Annotated in this window: 20 protein-coding genes and 1 riboswitch; of the genes, 4 read left to right on the top strand and 16 right to left on the bottom strand. The window is 48.4% G+C overall.

Annotation, left to right across the window (positions count from 1 at the left end; genetic code table 11):
* Positions 1 to 35: 35 nt before the first annotated feature.
* From AC1S5B_RS19450 to AC1S5B_RS19525, 16 genes are all read right to left on the bottom strand, one after another.
* Complete coding sequence (locus tag AC1S5B_RS19450; RefSeq protein WP_482037350.1) at positions 36 to 1,664, bottom strand: iron uptake porin; 1,629 nt, start codon at positions 1,662 to 1,664, stop codon at positions 36 to 38.
* A gap of 57 nt (positions 1,665 to 1,721) precedes the next feature.
* Positions 1,722 to 2,393, bottom strand: a complete 672-nt coding sequence (locus AC1S5B_RS19455; RefSeq protein ID WP_482037351.1) for a Fe2+-dependent dioxygenase — start codon at positions 2,391 to 2,393, stop codon at positions 1,722 to 1,724.
* A 41-nt stretch (positions 2,394 to 2,434) separates the two neighbouring features.
* Entirely contained in the window at positions 2,435 to 2,731 is a 297-nt protein-coding gene (locus AC1S5B_RS19460; protein ID WP_482037352.1) for a hypothetical protein, read from the bottom strand.
* A 724-nt stretch (positions 2,732 to 3,455) separates the two neighbouring features.
* Positions 3,456 to 3,629: a hypothetical protein gene (locus AC1S5B_RS19465; protein ID WP_482037353.1), complete on the bottom strand. Its 174-nt coding sequence runs from the start codon at positions 3,627 to 3,629 to the stop codon at positions 3,456 to 3,458.
* Positions 3,630 to 3,691: 62 nt separating this feature from the next.
* The gene (locus AC1S5B_RS19470; RefSeq protein WP_482037354.1) at positions 3,692 to 4,843 is read right to left on the bottom strand and encodes a M23 family metallopeptidase; all 1,152 of its coding nucleotides are present in this window, start codon (positions 4,841 to 4,843) and stop codon (positions 3,692 to 3,694) included.
* Positions 4,844 to 4,860: 17 nt separating this feature from the next.
* Positions 4,861 to 6,354, bottom strand: coding sequence for a TolC family protein (locus tag AC1S5B_RS19475; protein WP_482037355.1), 1,494 nt, complete (start codon positions 6,352 to 6,354; stop codon positions 4,861 to 4,863).
* A gap of 247 nt (positions 6,355 to 6,601) precedes the next feature.
* Complete coding sequence (locus AC1S5B_RS19480; RefSeq protein ID WP_482037356.1) at positions 6,602 to 7,228, bottom strand: cation efflux transmembrane domain-containing protein; 627 nt, start codon at positions 7,226 to 7,228, stop codon at positions 6,602 to 6,604.
* 46 nt (positions 7,229 to 7,274) lie between these two features.
* Positions 7,275 to 8,204, bottom strand: a complete 930-nt coding sequence (locus tag AC1S5B_RS19485) for a vitamin K epoxide reductase family protein (protein ID WP_482037357.1) — start codon at positions 8,202 to 8,204, stop codon at positions 7,275 to 7,277.
* 7 nt (positions 8,205 to 8,211) lie between these two features.
* Positions 8,212 to 9,111 (bottom strand): lipid kinase, encoded by a 900-nt coding sequence (locus AC1S5B_RS19490; protein ID WP_482037358.1) that lies wholly within the window; start codon positions 9,109 to 9,111, stop codon positions 8,212 to 8,214.
* A 72-nt stretch (positions 9,112 to 9,183) separates the two neighbouring features.
* Positions 9,184 to 9,543: a TFIIB-type zinc ribbon-containing protein gene (locus tag AC1S5B_RS19495; RefSeq protein ID WP_482037359.1), complete on the bottom strand. Its 360-nt coding sequence runs from the start codon at positions 9,541 to 9,543 to the stop codon at positions 9,184 to 9,186.
* A gap of 93 nt (positions 9,544 to 9,636) precedes the next feature.
* Positions 9,637 to 10,452 carry a CemA family protein gene (locus tag AC1S5B_RS19500; protein WP_482037360.1) on the bottom strand — a complete coding sequence of 272 codons (816 nt, stop codon included), beginning with the start codon at positions 10,450 to 10,452 and terminating at the stop codon, positions 9,637 to 9,639.
* Between the two features lie 137 nt (positions 10,453 to 10,589).
* Positions 10,590 to 13,712, bottom strand: a complete 3,123-nt coding sequence (locus tag AC1S5B_RS19505; RefSeq protein WP_482037361.1) for an efflux RND transporter permease subunit — start codon at positions 13,710 to 13,712, stop codon at positions 10,590 to 10,592.
* Positions 13,713 to 13,760: 48 nt separating this feature from the next.
* On the bottom strand, positions 13,761 to 14,525 hold the full coding sequence (locus AC1S5B_RS19510) for an N-acetylmuramoyl-L-alanine amidase (protein WP_482037362.1): 765 nt from the start codon (positions 14,523 to 14,525) through the stop codon (positions 13,761 to 13,763).
* Positions 14,526 to 14,530: 5 nt separating this feature from the next.
* Positions 14,531 to 16,183, bottom strand: a complete 1,653-nt coding sequence (locus AC1S5B_RS19515) for an efflux RND transporter periplasmic adaptor subunit (RefSeq protein WP_482037363.1) — start codon at positions 16,181 to 16,183, stop codon at positions 14,531 to 14,533.
* Between the two features lie 99 nt (positions 16,184 to 16,282).
* On the bottom strand, positions 16,283 to 17,437 hold the full coding sequence (locus AC1S5B_RS19520; protein ID WP_482037364.1) for a hypothetical protein: 1,155 nt from the start codon (positions 17,435 to 17,437) through the stop codon (positions 16,283 to 16,285).
* A gap of 100 nt (positions 17,438 to 17,537) precedes the next feature.
* On the bottom strand, positions 17,538 to 17,723 hold the full coding sequence (locus AC1S5B_RS19525; protein ID WP_482037365.1) for a CbtB domain-containing protein: 186 nt from the start codon (positions 17,721 to 17,723) through the stop codon (positions 17,538 to 17,540).
* A gap of 35 nt (positions 17,724 to 17,758) precedes the next feature.
* A riboswitch (adenosylcobalamin-variant (AdoCbl-variant) riboswitch) is annotated at positions 17,759 to 17,856 on the bottom strand.
* 278 nt (positions 17,857 to 18,134) lie between these two features.
* On the opposite strand from AC1S5B_RS19525, the gene AC1S5B_RS19530 reads away from it, so the two are divergent.
* From AC1S5B_RS19530 to AC1S5B_RS19545, 4 genes are all read left to right on the top strand, one after another.
* The gene (locus AC1S5B_RS19530) at positions 18,135 to 18,443 is read left to right on the top strand and encodes a hypothetical protein (protein ID WP_482037366.1); all 309 of its coding nucleotides are present in this window, start codon (positions 18,135 to 18,137) and stop codon (positions 18,441 to 18,443) included.
* A complete protein-coding gene (locus tag AC1S5B_RS19535) occupies positions 18,401 to 18,667 on the top strand; it encodes a hypothetical protein (RefSeq protein WP_482037367.1) in 267 nt (88 codons plus the stop codon). Before AC1S5B_RS19530 ends, AC1S5B_RS19535 begins: the two co-directional genes overlap by 43 nt.
* A 46-nt stretch (positions 18,668 to 18,713) precedes the next feature.
* On the top strand, positions 18,714 to 19,034 hold the full coding sequence (locus AC1S5B_RS19540; RefSeq protein ID WP_482037368.1) for a ZIP family metal transporter: 321 nt from the start codon (positions 18,714 to 18,716) through the stop codon (positions 19,032 to 19,034).
* Between the two features lie 102 nt (positions 19,035 to 19,136).
* Positions 19,137 to 21,440, top strand: coding sequence for a vWA domain-containing protein (locus tag AC1S5B_RS19545; RefSeq protein ID WP_482037369.1), 2,304 nt, complete (start codon positions 19,137 to 19,139; stop codon positions 21,438 to 21,440).
* Positions 21,441 to 21,479: the final 39 nt, after the last annotated feature.

Raw genomic sequence — 21,479 nt, forward strand, 5'->3', positions numbered from 1 at the left:
GCTAGATGTGAGAAAAATCTGTAACTGTTCAGAAACTAGAATTGGAACGTTGTCCGAATCGTTCCGACAAAAATTGGATCGTTATTGTCATTGTGATTGGGCTTGGTGACCATAAACGCGCCTGGAGTAATAGAGATGTTGTCAGTTAGCCGAATGCGATAAAACGCTTCCAAGTGCAGAGACGTATCAGGATCTTCGCGATTAGCAAGGTCATTATTCAAAACTTTCGGTGGCTGACCGATGATGATTGCGCCTAGATTTCCTTTTTTGCCTAAATCTGGAAATATCATTGCTCCAGAGTAACCAAGGATGTCAGATTGTCTACCAGTGTTCACGCCAGTCTGTGCTTCTGCATCAAACAATGTCACCCAGCCTGCCAAAATAAAACGCGGACTGAATCGATATCGGGCTTCTGCCGTATAGGAATTGACTAACGTGCCTGCTCCATTAAATGGATTGTTCGCAAAATTACTACCCGTTCCGCCGCTCACCCCCGAACCAGTTTTGAAGTAGGATCTCGAATAGCCTAGGCCTAACGCCAGTCTTGAAGTGGGTCTAAACAAGAGGTGAGCACGGGCGGTGTAAGTTCCTGCAAATAATCCGCCATCTCCAGGATTATTCGCAAAGTTTTCGTTAACAAAGTAACCAGCAGAAAACGTGAGCGTCCTGCTCAAGCGGTAGTCGAAGGCGGCATAGGCTCCATCACCTCCCTGACGGTAGATGGGATTCATCCGCCCAAACCGTGAGATAGAACCAAAGCCACCAGCCTCCAAGGAGGGCCATAAGCTACTAATCACGATCCCTTCAAACGGACCCCGGTAAGTTTCATCAAAGGGCGCAATATAGAAAGTTGCCTTGTTCCCGACGGGGAAGCGATACTGAATCATTGATGCTCTAACAGCATTTCCACCTGTAAAATCAAATCCCAACCGAGTCATATCAGTCCCGGTCAAAGCTGCGTTATAACGAATTGCGTTTCCAGCTTCTAAACGGACTCTCAGGCGATCTCTTCCAGTGAAACTACTATCAAAGTTTAGTCGAACACGATTATTGAGAACGATGTTGTCGGCATTCAAGTCATCGTGGTCGTTATCGCCATCTGCCCTATCATCCCCAAACAAACCTGCCGCTGCAAAAATCACTTCTCCATTGAGTTTGGTTGTGGTCGAAAACTGCTGTTTCTCCAAAGTGGCAGTGCGAGCCTCCAAGGCATCTACACGACCCCGCAGAACCGCTAACTCAGCCCCAAACTCTTCTTGCAGGCGCTTGACCACCTCCAGGTCTTCTTTCCTAACAAAGTCAGCGGTCGCTGCTGCAATCAATTCTTGAATCTTATCCAAACAAGCATTCAAGCCCGCCGCGAATTCATACCGACTTAGAGCGCGATTACCCCGATAGGTTTTGTCAGGATAACCCACAATACAACCATAGCGCTCCACTAGCGATTGCAATGCCTGAAACGCCCAATCGGTCGGCTTCACATCGGTAAGCTGCGAGACTGAAGTGACCTGCGTCATTGTTTCTGATGCCTGCCCGCCTGCTAGTTGAGCAAGGGGAGTGACCTGATCCAAGCCCTCATCCGCCAGAACTTCTGGAGGCAGCGACGCGAATCCCCAGAAAATAACTGGCGTGATTACTAGAGATTTCAAAAATAGGTTTGACACAATTAAACTCCTCACAATATGAAAAAGGTTTGTTCAAGGGCTGTTGCCCTCAATCGCTTAACATTCGCCCCATCGCCGTAGAAGGTTGGCGTAGCTTTTAGAGATGAGGTCAAACTCAGGCACCTTGCCATGCTTGGCGAAAATGGCTCGTCGAGCGGTTTCTAAATCAAACAGAACTTCTCGCGCATTGCTGTCTCGAACCAAACTTTGAACCCAACCAACCGCTGCCAGTCGAACTCCTTCCGTTACCGTTTCAACTCGATGGAGAGTTGTTGACGGGTAAAGAATCATAGCTCCGGCAGGTAACTTGAAACTCTGTTCGCCTTGAGCGCTCTCAATAACAAGTTCGCCACCTTGATAGGTATCTGGGTCACTCAGAAATAGCGTCAGAGATAAATCGGAGCGCAACCGTCTATCCTCACCCATGAAGGCATTGTCCACATGAGTGCCATAGGACATTCCCTGCTCATAGCGACTGAAGCGAATCGGGCTGACCTGCTTTGGCAAAGCCACCGTCTGAAACATCGCATTACGTTCAAGTACACTATGAATTATTTCCTGGAGCGGCTCCGTTTCCGGGTCATGGCGGGGAAGCTGCTGATTGGACTTGACTAAACGGGAGTGCCAACCCGCAGTTTCCTTCCCATCAATGAACTTGGCTTTATTAAGCAATGAGGTCACGGCTTGAAGTTCATCGGTTGTGAGAACTTCAGCAATGCAGACTATCACCGCTCCAAAATCCTCTCAATGTTTTGTGGATTAATGTCATGCTATCCTTCACCGCCTTCACCGCCTTCACCCCCCTCATCGTCTTTATCGTCTTTGCAGTCCTTCCGATCCTTATCGTCTTTATCGTCTTTTTTACACTCTTTATCGTCTTTACCGTCTTTACCAGGTTCATCGTTTGCAGCGAGGAGATTGACGGTTTGATGGCTAAATATTTGCGTTAGCGAAGTGGCTTCATCGGTAGGTGTTTCATTGCTTACCTCTGACATCGCGGCTGCGGCACCGGCATTGGTTAGCAGATAGGCACCGATACCAATCCAAAGTTTGATTTTATGAGACATCTTAATCGTTCCTTACGTAACATCAATGACAATAACCCGGACATCACTCATGATAGTTAGAGCTAAGAAAAACTGAGAATTATTACAATACGTTTTTCGCTCTCAACTCCGTTCCTTATTGCTATTTACTATCAACATTATTGAAAGTATATGGCAATAGGGTCACAAGTCAAGATAAATTTTTTTACAAAAAAATCCCGGCACTAAAAGACACCGGGAGCTATGGAGTATGAAGTTTTATTGAGCTACTTTGCGGCTTAAGTATCGCTTCTACATTGATTCATTTAGAAGGTGGCTGAGTTGTTGGTTGAGTTGGTGTGTCAGTAGTACTGGTAGTCGTCCTTGCGGCTTGGGAGAGTTCCTGAAGACACATCGCTCGCGTGTTCCGCCAGACCACATTCCGAATGTGGGTTGGATGATTTGGAATAGGAGGCTTTTCACGCAGTGCATCACCTTTGCATTTTGTCTCAGCAGCGTTAGCTGAAGAGGCTGAGACAACAATTATTAGAGCAAAAGCAGCAGCAGTAAGGTATTTCATCTAATCTCTTCTCAACTGAAATCCCCACAAGGGGGATAGGACCATCTCTAGTTTGACAAGGCAGAATGAAAGTACAGTGAAAGTTTTGGATAACAAAGTTGCGAAATATTTTTTGAGTTTTGCACAGTGGATGGATGATCCAAAATTTTTAGAAGAGTTATGTTTTGACTTGTTGTCAAAGGACGATCAGGAGTTAGAGATTGCTCTTGTACTCATAAACAGCAAGATAAATAATTGAATCTGCCAGGGTGCTAGAACTAAACTCAGAACCAGGGCGACGATCGCTGCCAGTCCTGTAATTTCCGCTAAATCATCGCTTACCTGTTGAGAAATGACGGCAATTGCAAAACTTAAACTCATTGGAATCAGGAAGAATAAGGACATTGCTGGCTCCTTCGACTTGGAGAATCAGAAGTATGGAATTAACTCTGCGTTGGAGATACAGGTTGATCCACCTGTAAGGTATTCATCAGTTGAGACAGGAGATATTCCAGTCGGGTTCCAGCATCCATCGCTGACCAGTCTATAGCTCTGGGTTGTTGATCGGAACGAGGTTTAGATTGGGGTGAAATGTTTTTGTTCGCAACCTGGGCAGACTGCAATGCTTTAGTGAATTCAACTAAAGCGTATTCCAGCGCTGCATTGGCATCCGTTGCAACCCAACCCTCAGCAGTTAATTGTCGCAGTTCAAAATGGAGATTGGGTCCAGTTGCTGTGCCTGTACTCCCAACTCGACCAATCACATCTCCCTGCTTCACCCATTGTCCAGGTTGGACAAGAACTTCTGACAGGTGGGCATAGAGGGTTTCCTGCGTATTTTTTTGATGCTGCAACGCAACAGATAAACCATAGCCGCTCAGGAAGTCAGCGATCGCAACTCTTCCGGCATAGGCAGCTAAAATGGGAGTTCCCAGGGGTGCGCCAATGTCAGTGCCAGAGTGAAACCGCAAAACACCGCTGATGGGATGAACTCGCCAACCAAACAGCGATGTAATAGTTGCTGGGATTGAGAGTGGAAAAACCAACCGGATGTTGCCGATGTTGCGGTTAATTGGCAGTCGGAAACTACGAAGGTATTGTTGTCCAGATGCTGTAGTTCCACTGGAATAGGCAACAGCAGGATAGGAAGTAGTGGGGGTGTTGAGCGCTCGTTGTGAGAGTTGAGCAGGAGATGCAACACTTAATCCGCGATCGCGTTTCACAGTCGGGGCAGATGAGTCAAAACGATTTGTTGCGCCGATGTTGTAAGGCGTTGAGTCAATATAAGGATCACTAGCCTTGCTTGTGCTATTAACTTGAATCGAATTATCAGCCGATGGAGTGCTTGGCTGGATGGGTTCAGAGGATGGCAGTGGGGTTTCAACTGAGACTGAAGGAGTGATAGGGGTTGATTCTATGGTGGGTTGAGGGGTAGAAGTCACTGGAATATTGACTTCATCAGTCGTCGATTGAGCGATCGCGCTACCTCCATTTAATAGAATCAAACCACTGAGCCAAAAAATACTTTGATACAGGAGTTGGACTCGAATGAAATAACGCAAACGGCTTTGAGTTGGATGGTTTTGGTGAAACATTGCAATGCTTTTAGAGTTTAAGGGTTAGCAGATCGAGTTGGAGTATTGGTTGGTAAACCACTCACGGCTCGTTGTAACGTTGCAAGGGCACGGTTATACCGGAGAATGGATTCGAGTCGGTTACTCTCTGCACGGATCAAGTCATTACGGGCAGTGATGACATCTAACTGGGTACTCACGCCCTGGGTAAACCGAAATTCTGCCACGTCTGCCACGTCTTGGGCTTCTTTCAAGGCAGCCGTTGCCGTCTCAATGCTACGAACATAAGATTGCAGGGTTTTATATGCTTGCTCGACTTGAAATCGAACCTGATTGCGGGTTTGAGCAAACCGAGTTTCCGCGATCGCTTGATTTGCTCGTTGTTGGTCTGCTGCCGCAAAGGTGGCACCCCCATCAAAGACTGTCCAACGTAGTCGCGCTCCTGCGGCATACCCGCCGAGAGTCCCAAAGGGTTCACTGAACTCGTTTAAGAATTGATAATTGCCAAATAAGCTGACTTGCGGCAGAGCACCTGCGATCGCGGCTTTGCCTTGTTGCTGGGCGATCGTTCGTTGCTCTAGCTGTTGCTGGAATTCAACTCGGTTTTTGTATGCCAGCAAAATGCTGTCTTCTAATGATAATGTCCATTCGTCAGCCTTCTGTACTGGATCTGCGGCACTCACATCTGCGGTCTCCGACAAACTGAGCAACTGCACTAACTGACGACGAGACACTGTTTGCTGCACTTCTGCATCTGTCAAATTTTGTTGGGCGTTTGCTAGTTGCACTCTGGCACGACTCACATCAAATCGAGTACCAATGCCTCCTTCTTCAAACGCTTGAGCATCGGCTAAATTTTTCTGGGCATTTTTCACGGTGGCTTGGGCAATCCGCACCTGCTCATTCCCCTGCTGCACATCGTAGTAAGCATTGGTAGTATCCAGCCGAATCTGTGATCTTAGCCGTGCGACTTCCAACTGCTCAAACCGCACCTGAGCTTCTGCGGCTCGAATCTGGGCAGGTCGTCTACCCGATGTGAAAATGTCATAGCTCAGTTCCACCCTGCCGCCTAAAAGCCCTGTTGCTGAGGCATCTTTATTTAGATATCTCAAGTCGTTCAGGCGATCTTGCGACGATCGTTGGTATCCAAGCTCAGTTTCACCCGCCAGAGTTGGGTACAGTGTGGCTCGTGCCTGCCGTAACGCTGCCTGACCACGCCTGAGTGTGAGTTCTGCCACCTGGAGATCACGATTATTTCGCTCTGCCAAGGCGATCGCCTCTTGCAATGTGATGGCTTGAGTCCCTTGAAGCCTGATCTCATCCGGCTTCGTCGGCAGTTGCAACGGATTGGGATCAGGGTTGAGCGGCGATTCTGAGGTTTGGGCTGCTTCCTGAATTGTTTGATTGGAAATTAATTTTGTAGAAAACTGATCATCTTTTGAGATCTCTTGAGCAACCAAAATCTGAGTTGTACTGAGATTGATTGTGGTACTAAGACTAAACACCATTAAACAGCGAACACATTGCATCATGAATCCTTGCTCTCCTCACAAAACCTGTAGTTTTTCACTCAAGGTGTTTCAGGATCGTTCTGAAAACACACAGGCATCAACCTTTACTCTAGGGGAGTGGAATGAAAACAACGTGAAATTTTGGGCTTGTAAGGGACGAAAGTTACGCAAGCCTTTGTAGCTAGAGAGATCGGCTAGCTCCTGTAAGGTTTTTTCACCTCTGTTGAAGAGATAAAGCATATCTTCTCAACAGGTTTTCTTTAAGGCATCAATTATGATTTCTGCTGCTGTTACTGCTTCGAGAGCGAATCGCATCTCGCAAAATCTCAATGCCGCCATAAGCTGCAACGGCGGCGATCGCCAAACCAATCACCAGGTCGGGCCAGCTCTGTCCAACTAGAAATACCAATGCTCCCGCGATGAGAATGCCAAGATTAGAAACAAAATCGTTGATGCTGAATGTCCAGGCAGCACGCAGATTTACATCTCCGCGATGATCGCTAGCCAGCAGCTTAATACACAGCGCGTTGACAGCCGTGGCAAGGAAAGCCATCACGATCATCACTGTACCGAGCGGCTCTGTCCCTGTGGTAGATCGGCGGATAACGTCGATCGCAACGCTGACAGCCAGGATCAGCAGGAGCACACCAGACACCAACGCGGCGATCTTTTTCCAACGCGGCGATCGGGAAACCGCATAGTAGCTGATGCCATACACAAAAGCATCGGAGGTATTGTCGAGCGCATTGGCAATCAGAGCGCTGGAATCAGCCGACAAACCAGCAATCAGTAAACCAGCAGCAAGTCCAGCATTGAGCAGTAGAACTTGTAGCAGCGTACGCCGCTGAGCAGCGGCATCTCGATTGTTAGAACTCTCCTCATTCCGACGTACCATCCCACACCCTCTTTGGTATTACTTATCGCGTACTAAATTTCATGAGTCAATGACCAGGTTCACCGGCATTCTGAAAGTTTCGTAATCCTTTATAACCAGATAAATCCGCCAGATCTTTCAAGGTTTTCTCACCCTGATACTGTTTACCGCCAATCTCCCAGGTTGGGAACCCTTGGATTCCGGCTGCGGTGCAGAGATCAGGTTGAGCATTTTTGCCATCAGGATGACACTCGATGTAATTCAATTGAGCCGCCGCTTCTTTGCCAAATAGTCCCTTTTGATTTTGGCAATGAGGGCAGGTGTAAGCCCCATACATCTTGGCTCCAATCTGACTAAGATGTTCTACCAGTGCAATTTCTGCTGCCCCGGATGAAGTGGTAATGGCATACCCCCCCGGAGTAGCTTGATTTGCCACAGGATTTTTGACGCTGCTGTAAAGTCCCAGAGTGCCGACCAGCACGACCATGCCAACGATCGCACCTGTAAATACCAGTTGTCCAATATCTTGCCAGTCTCGACCGACGATCGCCAATACCAACAGACTTGTGGAAAAAACGGCGGAGGCAACACAATAGATGCAAACGGCTTTAATCTCAAATGCCAGCAGATACATGAGGTAGCCGCTAAACAGTGTCATCGCAATACCGCCGACAAACAGCAACAGCCCTGTCTGCTGATCGACGCGAGATCGCAATTCTTTCCGTTCCGGTGGCACTAATAGTGGAGCGATCGCAAACAACACCATACTGAGATAGCCCAGGAAGCCAAATAATGCCAGGGGCAAGCCAAATACGTTGGCGTAAGGACTGGAAAGCACCGTATCGCAACCTTTGGTTGGGCAAAGGGTGGGATTCTCAGTGAATTTTGCAATGGTCAGATAGGCAGTAGTCACGGCTCCAAGAGAGGCGATGCCTGCCATGAGAGGGCGTGACCAGCGATAAAGCCAGGGAATCGAGCGTTTACGATACAAACTCATTTCAGCCTCAAATTGAGAAACAGTGGAATAATGAGTTGTCAGGCACAATGACAGTCAGAGCCTTCGGCATGACTTGAAACTTAGCAGGTGTGTAAGTTGTTATCTCACCATCTGTATTAATAGGTTGTTTTGGATAGGTAGTCACTTTAATTTCCTGAGATCGGCAGGCATGAATACCAGTCCACGCTGGATGTTTTCCTAACTTTAGGGCTGGTAACAAAGCAAGCAATTCCCACCAGTGCCGAACGTTAATGCTGTAAAAATGTAACCGTTGATTGTCAACAGTTGCATCTTCACATACAACTAGACCGCCACCATAGTATTGTCCATTTCCAATCGTGACTTGCACAGATTTTACCTGCACCAGTTTGTTATCTAGCGTTATGTCTGCTCTAAACGTACGTGCGTACCAAATTGTTTCTAGAGCAGCGATCGCATAGGCCAAAACTCCCCAACGCTGCTTAGACTTTTTGCTCAAGCGGTCTGTAATTTGAACACTGAGTCCTAAACTAGCAACGTTGAAAAAGAATTTTCCATTAACGCATCCTAGATCGATCCGCTGCAATACTCCATTAGCAATTATCTGACAGGCTTCAGACACAAGTAAAGGAATTTTCAAAGCACGAGCAAGATCATTAGCAGTTCCCAAGGGCAAAATTCCCAAGGGCAGTTGGGTATCTATTAATCCCGCTGCGGCTGCATTCAAAGAGCCATCTCCCCCTCCAACAATCACCAAGTCAACTTCCTGCTGATACTGACGAATCAAATCTGAGAAAAGGCGAGGGTTTACTGAGGGTGGCTCAACAAGTTCAAACCCTAGATCGTGCAGTTGCGCCACCACAGGAGAAAAAGATTGCCGTCCTTCCTTGGCATGAGGGTTAATGAGTAATAACGCACGTTTTGACATCAGTACACCAATTCATTGTGGTATGGGTTCGGACTGCAAAAGTAATCCGAATTCTACGTAACTGCTAACAGGTCAAAAATCAAACAAATCGCCCAAGAATCCTCCTCGTCGTCCTTTTCTGCCGCCGTGTTCGCCACCAGAGCCTCTGTCATGCCCACCGCCTTCGTAGCCGCGATCGCCGTGTCCGCTGCTACTGCGTCCGTGTTTTCCTCCCTCAGATCTGCCGTAGTCTTCTCGATAGCGATCGCCCGCGCTGTAACCGTCTTGATCATCACGGAATTCAGAAGCTGAGCGCTCAATTAGCTTTTCCAGTTCACCCCGGTCTAACCAGATGCCCCGGCATTGAGGGCAATAGTCAATCTCTACACCCTGGCGTTGTGCTCGTTGTAAATCGACATTACAGACCGGACAAATTCTCATCGTAGATTGCATTGTTTTAACTCCTATACAAAATCAACAGTGGGCAATGGTTGGGTGTCGCCATCCAGAGAGGCATTAGATTCACAGAGTCAGCAGTAAAGAGGGTTATTCATTCATTTCTCGATAGGTTACAACGGAAGATGGAGACATACGGTTGAGATAGCGAAAGACCCAGTATTTGCCGATCGCATCTAAAATGACGGGGACGATCGCAATAAACAGGGAGATGAACTGGCGATTTTCGGGTAAGCCGAAGTGCTCTAAAGTCCCCTTCAAAATCACCTCCCACCCATGGGCAGAGTGGAAGCCAACAAACATATCCGTAAACAGAATCAGAATAAAGGCTTTGGCAGAGTCGCTTAAACCGTAGGTTAACTCGCCCAAAAACTGCTTCAGCACTGAAAGCTGATTCTTGCCTTTAATAATCAGGGTGATGAACGCGATCGCCGCGAGTGAATTGGCAAAGATATTGCTGATTGCATTAACCGTTTCATTTTTAGCCTTTTCAGCCAGAACAACGGCTTCTGCCTGAAGTTTTTTCTGAGTTTCTGCCTGAGAAAGTTTTGGGCTTTCTCCCAGCAATGCTTCAAACCGGGCTTGATCTTGAAAACGGCGAAATTCCTTCAGCAGTTTCTCTTCCTGCTCAGAATTGAGAAAAAGTTCCGCTTGTGGATTTTGCCAATATTTGCTAACGAGTGGTTCAATGACAAGGGTTTTAGACGTTTGATTGAGGAGGAGAGGAACCATAATTAGGAGCAGCAGATACCGCAGGGAGGCGATCGTTTGGGTTCGAGATGTTTGAAACTCCTCAATGACTTTAGCCTCAGCATTGGGATCAAAATTCCTCCTAAGTTTTTCAATGAGTTGGTTAAAGGAGCGAGGCAGAAAGCCTGGTTTTTGAAAGGCTGACCTAGGTTTCATGAGTTGTGCTGAAGAGAAAATAGGGCTGCTTGCATCAGCACCGTGAGGAGCCAAAAAATGCTGATTTATGCAAACAGCCTGTAAACTCATCGTGTCAGATTGAAATGAAAGCCAGGTGAAATTTTCAGCCATTCAGACTAAGGAGCTACTTCTCCCCCTCCTAAATCGGATAGGTGCATATCCTCATCCTTCTGCTTGGGTATTACAAAGCGACCAAACCAGGCATACAGAGCGGGTAGAACAACGAGTGTTAACCCAGTTGAGGTAATTAGCCCACCAATCACGACTACTGCCAAAGGCTGTAACATCTCTTTCCCCGCTCCGCCACCAATCGCTAGAGGTGCCATCCCCAGGGCAGACGAGAGTGCCGTCATCAAAATGGCATCAAGCCGTTCCTCAGACCCTTCGACTAATACATCTTTGAGCGGCATTCCAGTGGCTAGCTTCTGGTTGTAGTTATCAACGAGTAACAACCCATTCCGAGCCGCCACTCCAAACAGCGTAATGAATCCAACCAGAGAGGCGATCGATAGGACTCCACCGGTTAGCGCGATCGAAAACACCCCACCCACTAACGCCAATGGCAAATTAATCATAATCATCAGGGTGGAGCCAATGGTTTTGACTGCAAAATACATGAGAATAGCAATAACCACCAGTGCGGCTGCACCAAAAAGAGTCAGGGTTTCACTCGCACGAGCTTCGGCTTCAAATTGACCGCCGTATTCAATGAAGTAACCCGGTGGCAGTTGAACCTCTTGCTGAATTTGGCTACGAATGTCTTTGATAATCGAACCGAGGTCGCGACCCGATGCGTTGGCGGCGACTAAAATTCGTCGGGAAACCTTGTCCCGGTTGATCGTATTCGGTCCGGTGCCGTAATCCACATTGGCAACCTGCACCAGCGGAATCTTACCGTTTTCGGGAGTGTCAATTGTTAAGTTGCGGACGGTATCAAGATCTTTACGGGCTTCTGGAGTCAGCCAAACAAACAGATCAAATACCTGTTGTTGATCCAGGATTTGAGACACTGCTCGACCGTTGAGCGCAGTTTCGATCGTGTCTGAGATGTTGCCAACCGTGAGTCCATAGCGAGAAGCAGCATCCCGATCAATTTTGATTTGCAATTGGCGAATCGGCACCTGGGGTTCTAGCTGCAAGTCTACTACGCCATTGACTCCACTCATTGCGGTTTGCACTTGCTGCCCTAACGTCCGAAGTTGCTCCAAATCGGGACCAAAGATTTTGATCGCAATGCTAGAACGGACTCCAGATAACACTTCATCAATTCGGTGCGAGATAAATCCACCCACTGCCAGCACCACTCCCGGATATTTGCTAGCTGCTTCTCGAATCACTTCGCCTGACTGTTCAATATTTTTGGCAGCCTCCTTACTCAGTTCAATATCGACTTCGGCAAAGCTCACTCCTCCAGCTTCAATATCCCCACTGGCTCGCCCTGCCCGCATTGCCACCACTTCAAACCGGGGATCATCTTTGAGTGAATTGGCGATCGCCGCCCCGACACGATTCGTCGTTTGCAAGGACACACCCGGAAACAGGTTCATGGCAACGACCAGCGATCGCTCTTGAAATTCGGGTAAGAAGGTGCGTCCTAGCCCACTGAGAACAATTAGGGATGCAATAAAAGCCGCAAACGATGCCAGCACGACTTTTTTAGGATTTGTCAGTGAAAATCCCAAAAGTGGTCGGTAGAGACGCTTGCAAAATCGGGCAACACGGGTTTCTGTATCTGGCAAACGGTTATTAACCAGCAACAGGGCACAGAGGGCTGGGGTGAGGGTGACTGCGACTAGCGTGGAGGCAAGAATGCACAGCAAATAGGTCACTCCCATCGGTGTAAAAATCCGTCCTTCCACGCCAGATAGAGCAAACACCGGAGCAAAGACAACAGCAATAATTACTGTGGAAAACAAGACACTCGTCCGCACTTCCAAAGAGGCGCTAAACACAATTTGCAGTTGTGGCACTGGATTGCCTTCCAGTTGATTTTCGCGTAAGCGACGGTAGACATTTTCCATCCCCACGATCGCGTCATCCACCACAGAGCCGATCGCTACGACCAATCCACCCAGCGTCATAGTATTGAGTCCTTCCCCGATACCATTGAGTAGCATCAGCCCCATTAGAATTGAAAGCGGCATCGCACTGAGGGAGATGACGGCGGTGCGCCAGTTCATTAAAAACAGGATCATAATCACGGCAACAATGATGGCACCATCTCGCAGGGCTTCTTCGACATTTTTAACCGATGCTTCGATGAATTCTGCCTGTAAGAACGTGACTTTGGTTTGCACATCCTTCGGAAATCCCGCTTTCAGTTCCTCCATGGCGGCTTCAATGTCGTGAGTCACCTTGACGGTATCTGCTAATGGTTGTTTTCGCACGGTCATAATAATGGCAGGCTTGCCCGACAACATGCCATCGCCGCGCTTTAGTTCTGCCCCATATTTGATTTCCGCCACATCACTCAACCGGACGGGCACTCCATCCCGTTGGGCAATCACGGACTTTTGCAAATCTTCTAGGGAAGTAATTCGTCCTACTCCTCGTGCCAATAGTTCTTGATCCGGAGTAATCACAAAGCCACCCGGCGCGTTAGCGTTGGATTGTCCCGCCGCCTGCTCAACCTGCTCCAGAGTCACATCAAACGCTTGCAGTTTCGCTGGATCGACCAATACTTGATACTGGCGATCGTCCCCACCAAAAAAGACGACTTGACTGACTCCCGGAATTGCCAGTAACCGATTGCGTACTTGCCAGTTGACAATTCGCTTTAGCTCCATCATGTCGGTAGTATCTGCTGTAAACCCATAACGGATGACATCGCCCAAGGGAGAGCTTATAGGGGTGAGTTCAGGCTGATTAACCCCTGCGGGAAGTTTGCCCTGGACTTGCTGAACTCGCTCAGTCACCAGTTGACGGGCACGATAGATATCGGTGCTCCAGTCAAACACAACGTTGACGACAGACAGCCCAACCGCAGAGGAAGAACGCACTGAATTAACGCCAGGAGTACCATTAATGGCTGTTTCAATCGGAAGTGTTACAAGGGATTCGACTTCCTCTGGAGCCAACCCTGGGGCTTCCGTTTGGACCTGAACCTGAGGTGGGGCAAAACTAGGAATCACATCCAGTGGCATTCGCAGCACCACAAAGATGCCCCAAATTGTGATTACGATGGAGGCAATCACAACCAGCCAACGTTGGGCGATCGACCATTTGAGTAAGGCGTTCATAAGCTAGGAATGAGAGAGCAAGGTTAACAACGGGCAAAGGGAAATGAACTAAGCCAGGTTTCGAGTAATCCAGTGCCTCAAGGCTTCCTCTGTTTCCTCACCAAATAGATGATGGGGACAGGTAATATCTCCTAGATGACTGGGAGAAAAGCGATGCCCAGTGATGGCATAGGTTGGAATTCGATACTCTGCCATCAGCCACCGGAGCAGGGCGATCATGGAATGCTCTTGCAGGGGGGAAAGGTGTTCGTGAATATCAGCGACATGCTCAATGCCAATCGAATCAGCATTTTCGCCGTAAGCGTGCCATGCTTTTTCGCTATCCCGTACCATCTGATAGATTTTTCCGTCCCGCGCCACGACGTAATGGGCGCTCACTTGACTGTCAGGATGGCGGAACCAATTCAACACAGTTGCCAGAGAATTGGTGGCGGTGCAATGCAAAATAATGCGACGAATGGGGATGCCGTTGCGACTGGAGAAATTGGGTGACGGCTCCCAAATGATCGGAGGGCGACGACAGAGTTCAGAAGTACCATGTCCCCTTTGAGCCGGATGCTCCAGCGTTTGAATGATGCTTCCATCTTGAAGTAACTGGATATCATCCGCGTTGACATACCAGATGCTACAACCCGCGATCGCTTGATGCTCTAAGGTAAACCGTAAATGATCCACAACTTGCAGGTAGGAGTGAATTGGGAATTCTGTTCCTGCTGAGACAGGGTGCTTTTCTTGGTCGGCTAGTTCCTCAAGCGGCAATAGCTTTTGTTGTAAAACCGTATCTTGCAGAATTTTGAGGGTAAAAATTGTCATAACCGTTAATTTGAGCCTGATTTATAGTCAGAATCCTTTTTATAGTCCGGGTTAGCAAAGTCAGGATCGCGCAGAATTACGGGTGGTCTACTGCGACGACCCAGCCAGAATGTACCCGCCGCGATCGCCCCTGCCAACGGCACCATCAGCCACCAGGGAAGCATCCCACTCTGACTGGTTGCGGCGGCTTTCTCACCTCCACCCTCATTACCATGCTCATCTCCTTCCTTGGCTTTACCCCCTTGGAGCGATTGGGCATAGAGTAGGGTCGTGCCCTGAGTAACCACGCGATCGCCTGCCTCTACCCCTTTTTTGATTTCCACCAAATCGCCTGCCGTTCGCCCTACCGTTACCTCAACAGGTTCATACTTATTTCCTTCTTCCTGGTGAAACACCAGCGTCTTGCCGTTGGCATCCACAAGGGCTGATTTAGGAACTGCTAATGCTGCGCCGTAAGTGCGATCGGTAATAATCTCCATTCTGGAGAACATCCCCGGTTTTAAGGCACCATTGGGATTGTCTAACTCTGCTTTGACAGGGAGCGAACGAGTTTGTCCCTGAATCATGGAACCGACGACGGTTAATCGTCCGTTAAACGTGCGGTTAGGTAAACTTTTCACCGTGACTCGCACGGGTTGACCGACTCGAATTTGGTCTAAATCTTTTTCAAAGACGTTGGCAACGGCTAATACACTACTGTCGTCCACGATCGTCATCAAAGGTTTGCCGGGATCTGCTGCTGATTCACCCTGAGTTGCTTCTCGGTCTGCCACGGTTCCAGAAATCGGTGCCCGAATGGTAACGGTTCCATCTGGGTTGGAACTAGAGCCGAGTTGAGCCAAGCGAGTGCGATAGGTTGCATCACTCAGCCCTACCCGCGATTGGGCAACCTGCACGTCGGATTGTGCACTTTTCAACTCTGCCAGAGAATTAGACACCTCCAGACGACCCTCTGCTTTTGCCAAACTGGCTTTGGCTTCAGATAATTTTGTTTCTGAATCGAGTAACTGCCGTCGAGGGATGGCTCCCCGTTCTAGCAGCACTTTGTCTTTGTCGTACCGCTCCTGGGAAAAACTCAAACTGGTTCGAGCTTGCTGAATGTCAGCCACCGCAATTTTATTTTGCTGCTCGTAGTTTTGCTGTGTTCGACGCAGTCCTGCCTGAGCCTTACGTACATCGGCTTCAGCTTCTGCCCGTTTGGTGCTTGCCTCGACCCCCAACCCTGCCAGTTCGGGGCTATACAGAACAGCAACGGCTTGCCCAGCGCTAACATTATCCCCTGGCTTAACCATTAGTTGCCTAATCGTACCCGTGACAGGAGTCGTGACAGCAACTTTGCGATCGGGCGTTGCTTCAATTTGCCCAGTGGTGGGAATCCCAAATGCAAGTTGCCGTTGGGTGACGGTTTCGGCTTTAATGCCAACTTCTGCGGCAGCCTTCGCATCTAACTCGACTGGTTTTGGACCGCCACTACTGTTGCTAAATTCCGCGCCACCATGCTCACCCCCTGCTAAAACAACAGTTGGATTGGATGCTAACAACAGGCTCAGAGCTAGGCTCGAAACAAGCCGTTGACGGATTAGGGATAAACGGTTTGTCCGTTGCGTCAAAAACAGCTTCGGTGCATTCGCTTCAGGGAGAGCAGAAGATTGAGGCATAGTACTGAATGATGGTGCGCTTAAGAATAGAAAAATCACACTAAGCATTCAGTCTTTCATATGGGAATGAAAGTACGGTGAAAGTTTTTGCTCTAACTCTCAGATTGAAGATGAAACCTGACGTTGCTTTCTAGATTGCCATCGACTGAGCCATAGCCCAGCCAATAATCCCCCTACAAACAAGGCTGTAAAGTACAACAAACTGATCAAGCGTGTGAGCAGGGGTGGCTCGATTCCCTCAACATCGATTTGATGAGCGATTTGAAACGGTTGAAACGATCGCGGAGCGCCTACCAACGGCTCCACATAAACCATCACATTATGGGGCGCACCGTCAAAAAACTGCTCTTGCCAGGTGAATTGACCCATTGCATCAGGCGAACCTCGGTAAGTAAAGATATGCTGATGATGTTCGATCGCATTTGATTGAATCGTCAACGCGACATCTGAGATCGGGTTTCCCGTTTTGACATTCCTTACCTGCACGGTTTGGGTTGCTGTTTTTCCGACCGTTGCCCGGATGTCGCCTAATAACTGTGCTTCAATGCCCTGAGATTGCTGCACAGATGGAGCGATCGCCCGATCTTCGCTTTCATGTTCGGCATGACTGGACGAAAGTTCTGCACTGACATTAACCCATAAGAGAGCAATGAGTGCTGCCATAATTCCTCCGCTTAACAACATCCGCACCGGATGGGGCGCAATTTCTCCCGATCTCACCGATTGATTGCCCCCAAGCACCCATCCGCCACCAAATCCCACTACCAGTAGCACAGCCGCTAGAATCGCAAAATTTCGATACTTCACTGGATTTTCTGAAACTGCAAATGTCAGAGGCTGCTCAAATGGCTCAAATGCTCCTGTCACTTTGGGTGTGATATTCACTTCCATTCGATAAGTGCCACGAATGGGCAACACTTGCTCAAACTGCAATTCTCCCGCAGAAGCAGTTGCGCTCAGATCCAATAAGGTCGTACCTTCAACAATTGGAAAATCGGAGGTCAGCCAGGGCGTTTTTGGAGGGGTAAACAGTCGCACCTGAACATTGGCATCCGGTAATGGCTGGCGGTCTGCGTTGGTGACTCGCAATTTCAAACGAACTGGCTCCGAATCGGGAATCACCTGGCTGAGGGGAGGATTCGTCTCAAGTTGTACTACTGGCTGCGATCCGGCAGGGATTACAGCCAATATCCAAATGCTCCCGCTGATAACGCTAGCAGCGAGAAACAAACACACATATTTCAGTTGTCTCATAAATGCCTCATTAACTTTGGAGCAGATACATCCAAACCAGCTATCAACTAACGTTGACAGCGATTAACGGTGGTGATGGAATGTGTCTAAATTGTTTGACTTAATGACACGCCACAGCAAGAGTTTGGTGGCGTGTTTCGTGCAAGGCGTTATGAGCTGGTGGGTAGGTGGAAAAGTAGAGCGTCCAGAGAATGAGCATACAAAGACTGATCAACAGACCTGCCTGGACGGGAAGGGAGAGCGTTATTTGCTGAGTACGCTGCCAAAAAGATGAATGACTGACCATAATCTGTGCCTCGCAGATGGGTTGATAGAGTGGCGCGATCGGTGGGCGTTCTGACTGAGAGACATACGTCTCATCACAGTTGCGGGACAGGGGCAGATTTACACTGCACTTTCCCCAGTTTTGAGTTCGACAAGACGAGAGGATGACTCTGCCTGCTCAAACCCTGAAACCTCTGGTGGCTGATCCCCACCAGAACCGATTCATGGATACCCATAAAGCTACTGCATTTTTGCTATTGATGATTGTTTCCTTTTGTAACGCACCTTTTTAGAACAAACCAGCCGTAGCAAAGTGAATTATGAAAGGATTATGAAAAAGTGTGGACATTCTAATCGCAAATTTTGTCTATCAGGAGTTACCACGGCATCTCTTAATTCCTCCCCATCGTTCTCTCGGCGGGAAATTTTGAGTATGGAACCTAATCTCATCCGGCGATCGCTACTGGGAGCCGGACTTTTAGGAGCAGAAACCTTTCTCGATAAGCTGTTGCCAACGGCTGCATTTGCTCAAACTTCCACTCAGCCAGCACACACCTCGTATGGCAATCACAATCAACTGAAGACCACTCCAACCATCGTTTATGGTGGCAATATGACGATTGGAGCGGTCAATCATGTCCGCAACGGCTTCAATCCCCACACCATGCTGACCGATTGGGCACAGGTAAGGTTTCAAAGTTGTCTGATGGTCGTACCCTGCGGGAATATGAAATTACGGTAGAAGAGCGAGAAATTGAAAAAGCTGCAAATGTTGCCTCTGCGTTCTCAGGCAGTACTCTGGTTTGGATAATCCCAGCCGTTTCATTCCTGGCAGTTTTTACCATTGGTAGGCGAATTCGCAAACCTCCAGAGGGCACTGAACTGGCGACTTACTTAGCCCTGGGAATCGGAATTCCCAACTTAGGAGAAGGATTGGGCGATCGGGGCTGCTTTTGCCGTTGGTGAGGCAGCACTCGGTTCACTCCTGGTTATTGGGTTCACCCTGCATAACGTGACTGAGGGCATTGGCATTGCTGCGCCACTTGTTGAGTCCCGCCCTAAACTAACGACTCTGATTGGACTAACCGCCCTGGCAGGTCTGCCTGCTGTTGTTGGCACATGGCTGGGAGCCTTTGCTTTTTCGCCAATCTGGGCAGTCTTATTTTTGGCAATTGGTGCGGGAGCTATTCTACAAGTTATTGTCGAGGTCGGTGCGTACTTAGTCCGTACAGCTTATAAGCTAGGCGGTTGGTGGTTGTCCAAAGCCAGCTTGGCTGGATTTAGCTTAGGACTGGCGGTAATGTATGCAACCGCATTGCTTGTCAGTGCTTGAAACCGCAATCAATTTTCCAACAAAACGCCAAGCATTCCTGATTAGATAATCAGGAAATGGTTGCTCCTATTTACTGATGTTACTTTTTCCCGATTGCATCCTATGCAGTCAATTATTGCCATGTCCCAAGTACCCCTGTGGTTACTGCTGAACCTATCTCCACTTCTTAAACTGAGAAATACGTCTGGAACTTTTAGCTTTGGCAGGGAGTTTGTTATGGGAGTTGGGCGATATAAAGATGGGAAATTTGATCTGATTCTGTCGATTCGTCATAATGCTGATGTACCACGAATCGAACAGTGGGAAAGCTCCTTCAAGCGAGCCTCTGAAATACTTTACGACGCTACAGACGGACAGATGCAGTTCGGTCGCATTTACGTGGCAAACAACAATGTCGGAAGCAGCGAAGCCGATGCATATTTGCTAGAGGAAGAAGGAACGTCGTCTTCCAGTGTTGATGCATTGGGTACGCCCGGACTCCACATGAATCTTAAAGGTGATGAGAGAAACAAGCCCTATATTGTAATTCACGAATTCGGGCACTATGGCTTGGGTGTTTATGATGAGTACACGGGTCCCAGTGGTGCTGCAGAATGTACTGGAAACTCAAGCTCAGGGTCGTGCATTATGGAATTCGCTTGGACTTTGGGCGATCAAATTTCGGATGATGGCACCCTGACATTGGGTACAGTTAATGAATTTTGTACGGATGAAGACCATTATCCAGATGGTGATACAAATCAAGAAAGTGTTCATGGTGAGTCGTGTTGGCAAACCATTAAAGACAATTATCCAGACGTGAATATTCCGATTGGACTGCCAGATGCACCGACACCAGCCGGACATGAACTCGTTGAGTGGATTCTGCTTAACGCGGTGCCTCGGTTTGCTTTGGTACTGGATAAATCTAGCAGCATGAGCGACTCCAATGCAATTGATGGGGTTCGATATGGGGCTGAATATTGGGTCAACAATCTTTCAGTAACGGGAGATCAACTCTCCGTCGTTGCTTACAACCAGACTCAGCAAGTCGTGTTGCCGTTGACGCTGTTGTCTCCAGGGACGGATTTAAGCCCAACACTGAGTGCGATCGCTGCCCTATCAGCAAGCGGTACAACCAACATTGGTGGTGCAATGGTAGAAGGCGTTGCTCAGATTACGTCTCCGGGTGATCGGGCAGCAACACAGGTAATGATTTTGTTCTCGGATGGACTTCACAACACGGGTATCTCACCAGAAAGTGTCATCAACCAACTGGTTGAAAATGGTATTCGTGCTTACACAATTGGATTTGGCGCAAATGCTGACCAGGCTCTTTTACAAGAGATTGCGGAGGCAACGGGCGGACGGTTTGAACAAATTGACGCAGCAACGGCTGGTACTCCCGATGCCCAACTAGAGATTCAAAACTACCTGATTGAAATTTCTGGTGAAGTGCGCGATGGCAGCGGTATCATCACAATGGCACCTGGTTTGCTTCCTGAACCATCTGTTAGCGCACCTGAAATAGCGATTAGACAGATGAAACCCTTTGGGTACACTTCTGATGATCTACAGCAGATTGCTAAGATACCCTTCCAGTTTCGCGTTCGATCCGGAGGATTTGACCATCGTGCTTATGTTGAGCAAGGCTCCAGTCGGGCTACATTTGTTGTCAGCCATCAGCAAAGGACTGATGTTCAGTTCTACCTTTTCCGCCCTGATGGGCAAATCGTCAATCCAACGGATTCAGGTGTAACCTTTGTCAACCCGGAGCGATCGCCCTACGCATTTTATGTCGTGAAGAACCCTGCCTCTGGTTTCTGGATAATGCGCGTTATCCGGGGACAAACAAGGGGAGCAATTCCGTTCAAGGTTTTTGCGTTCAGCGAAAACAAGGCATTGAACGCTGGCATCCAGGGAATTGCTTCGCTGTATCGCCCAACGGACGCAATTTCTCTGAAAGCTCAGGCGTATTATCAAGTCCCTCTCACGGGTTTGCGAAATCCTGTAGTCCGTGCTATCCCAAGAGATTATGTACGCAAGCAACCTAAACCTGATCAACTCCCCAAAGTCACATTGGAAGAGCGTCCTGTGAAGGTTGATCATTCAAATGATCCATGCCATCATCCAGCACGATTGGCGAACGGTGTGTACCAGGGTGAACTTAATATCAATGATCCCGGTTCTTATCTCTTTGAAGTGGAGTTTGTGAATGCTGGCAAAGCATCGGAATCGGTTGCAGAAGCCGAACCTCCTGTGGAAGGCGATCGCCAAGATCCAATTTCAGCAGCGCCTGCTTTTATGCGAACAAAACGCTTCCAGATCCATGTTGGACCTCTACCGCGAGGGCGGGATGTTGAATCTTCTCCCAGAAATTTCTGGGAGAAGTTGTGCAGTAAAGTTAGGAGCTACCTATGTCGTTAAAGAATTCACCTGTTGTTTCATCCAATCCGCCCATTTTTC

It is taken from the genome of Leptolyngbya sp. CALU 1928 (genome assembly GCF_056784215.1).

Bases quoted from the DNA above. Each gene is read 5' to 3' on its own strand.
- AC1S5B_RS19460 (WP_482037352.1), bottom strand. From the start codon at position 2,731: ATGTCTCATAAAATCAAACTTTGGATTGGTATCGGTGCCTATCTGCTA.
- AC1S5B_RS19465 (WP_482037353.1), bottom strand. From the start codon at position 3,629: ATGAGTTTAAGTTTTGCAATTGCCGTCATTTCTCAACAGGTAAGCGAT.
- AC1S5B_RS19470 (WP_482037354.1), bottom strand. From the start codon at position 4,843: ATGTTTCACCAAAACCATCCAACTCAAAGCCGTTTGCGTTATTTCATT.
- AC1S5B_RS19475 (WP_482037355.1), bottom strand. From the start codon at position 6,354: ATGATGCAATGTGTTCGCTGTTTAATGGTGTTTAGTCTTAGTACCACA.
- AC1S5B_RS19480 (WP_482037356.1), bottom strand. From the start codon at position 7,228: ATGGTACGTCGGAATGAGGAGAGTTCTAACAATCGAGATGCCGCTGCT.
- AC1S5B_RS19485 (WP_482037357.1), bottom strand. From the start codon at position 8,204: ATGAGTTTGTATCGTAAACGCTCGATTCCCTGGCTTTATCGCTGGTCA.
- AC1S5B_RS19490 (WP_482037358.1), bottom strand. From the start codon at position 9,111: ATGTCAAAACGTGCGTTATTACTCATTAACCCTCATGCCAAGGAAGGA.
- AC1S5B_RS19495 (WP_482037359.1), bottom strand. From the start codon at position 9,543: ATGCAATCTACGATGAGAATTTGTCCGGTCTGTAATGTCGATTTACAA.
- AC1S5B_RS19500 (WP_482037360.1), bottom strand. From the start codon at position 10,452: ATGAAACCTAGGTCAGCCTTTCAAAAACCAGGCTTTCTGCCTCGCTCC.
- AC1S5B_RS19505 (WP_482037361.1), bottom strand. From the start codon at position 13,712: ATGAACGCCTTACTCAAATGGTCGATCGCCCAACGTTGGCTGGTTGTG.
- AC1S5B_RS19510 (WP_482037362.1), bottom strand. From the start codon at position 14,525: ATGACAATTTTTACCCTCAAAATTCTGCAAGATACGGTTTTACAACAA.
- AC1S5B_RS19515 (WP_482037363.1), bottom strand. From the start codon at position 16,183: ATGCCTCAATCTTCTGCTCTCCCTGAAGCGAATGCACCGAAGCTGTTT.
- AC1S5B_RS19520 (WP_482037364.1), bottom strand. From the start codon at position 17,437: ATGAGACAACTGAAATATGTGTGTTTGTTTCTCGCTGCTAGCGTTATC.
- AC1S5B_RS19525 (WP_482037365.1), bottom strand. From the start codon at position 17,723: ATGGTCAGTCATTCATCTTTTTGGCAGCGTACTCAGCAAATAACGCTC.
- AC1S5B_RS19530 (WP_482037366.1), top strand. From the start codon at position 18,135: ATGGAACCTAATCTCATCCGGCGATCGCTACTGGGAGCCGGACTTTTA.
- AC1S5B_RS19545 (WP_482037369.1), top strand. From the start codon at position 19,137: ATGCAGTCAATTATTGCCATGTCCCAAGTACCCCTGTGGTTACTGCTG.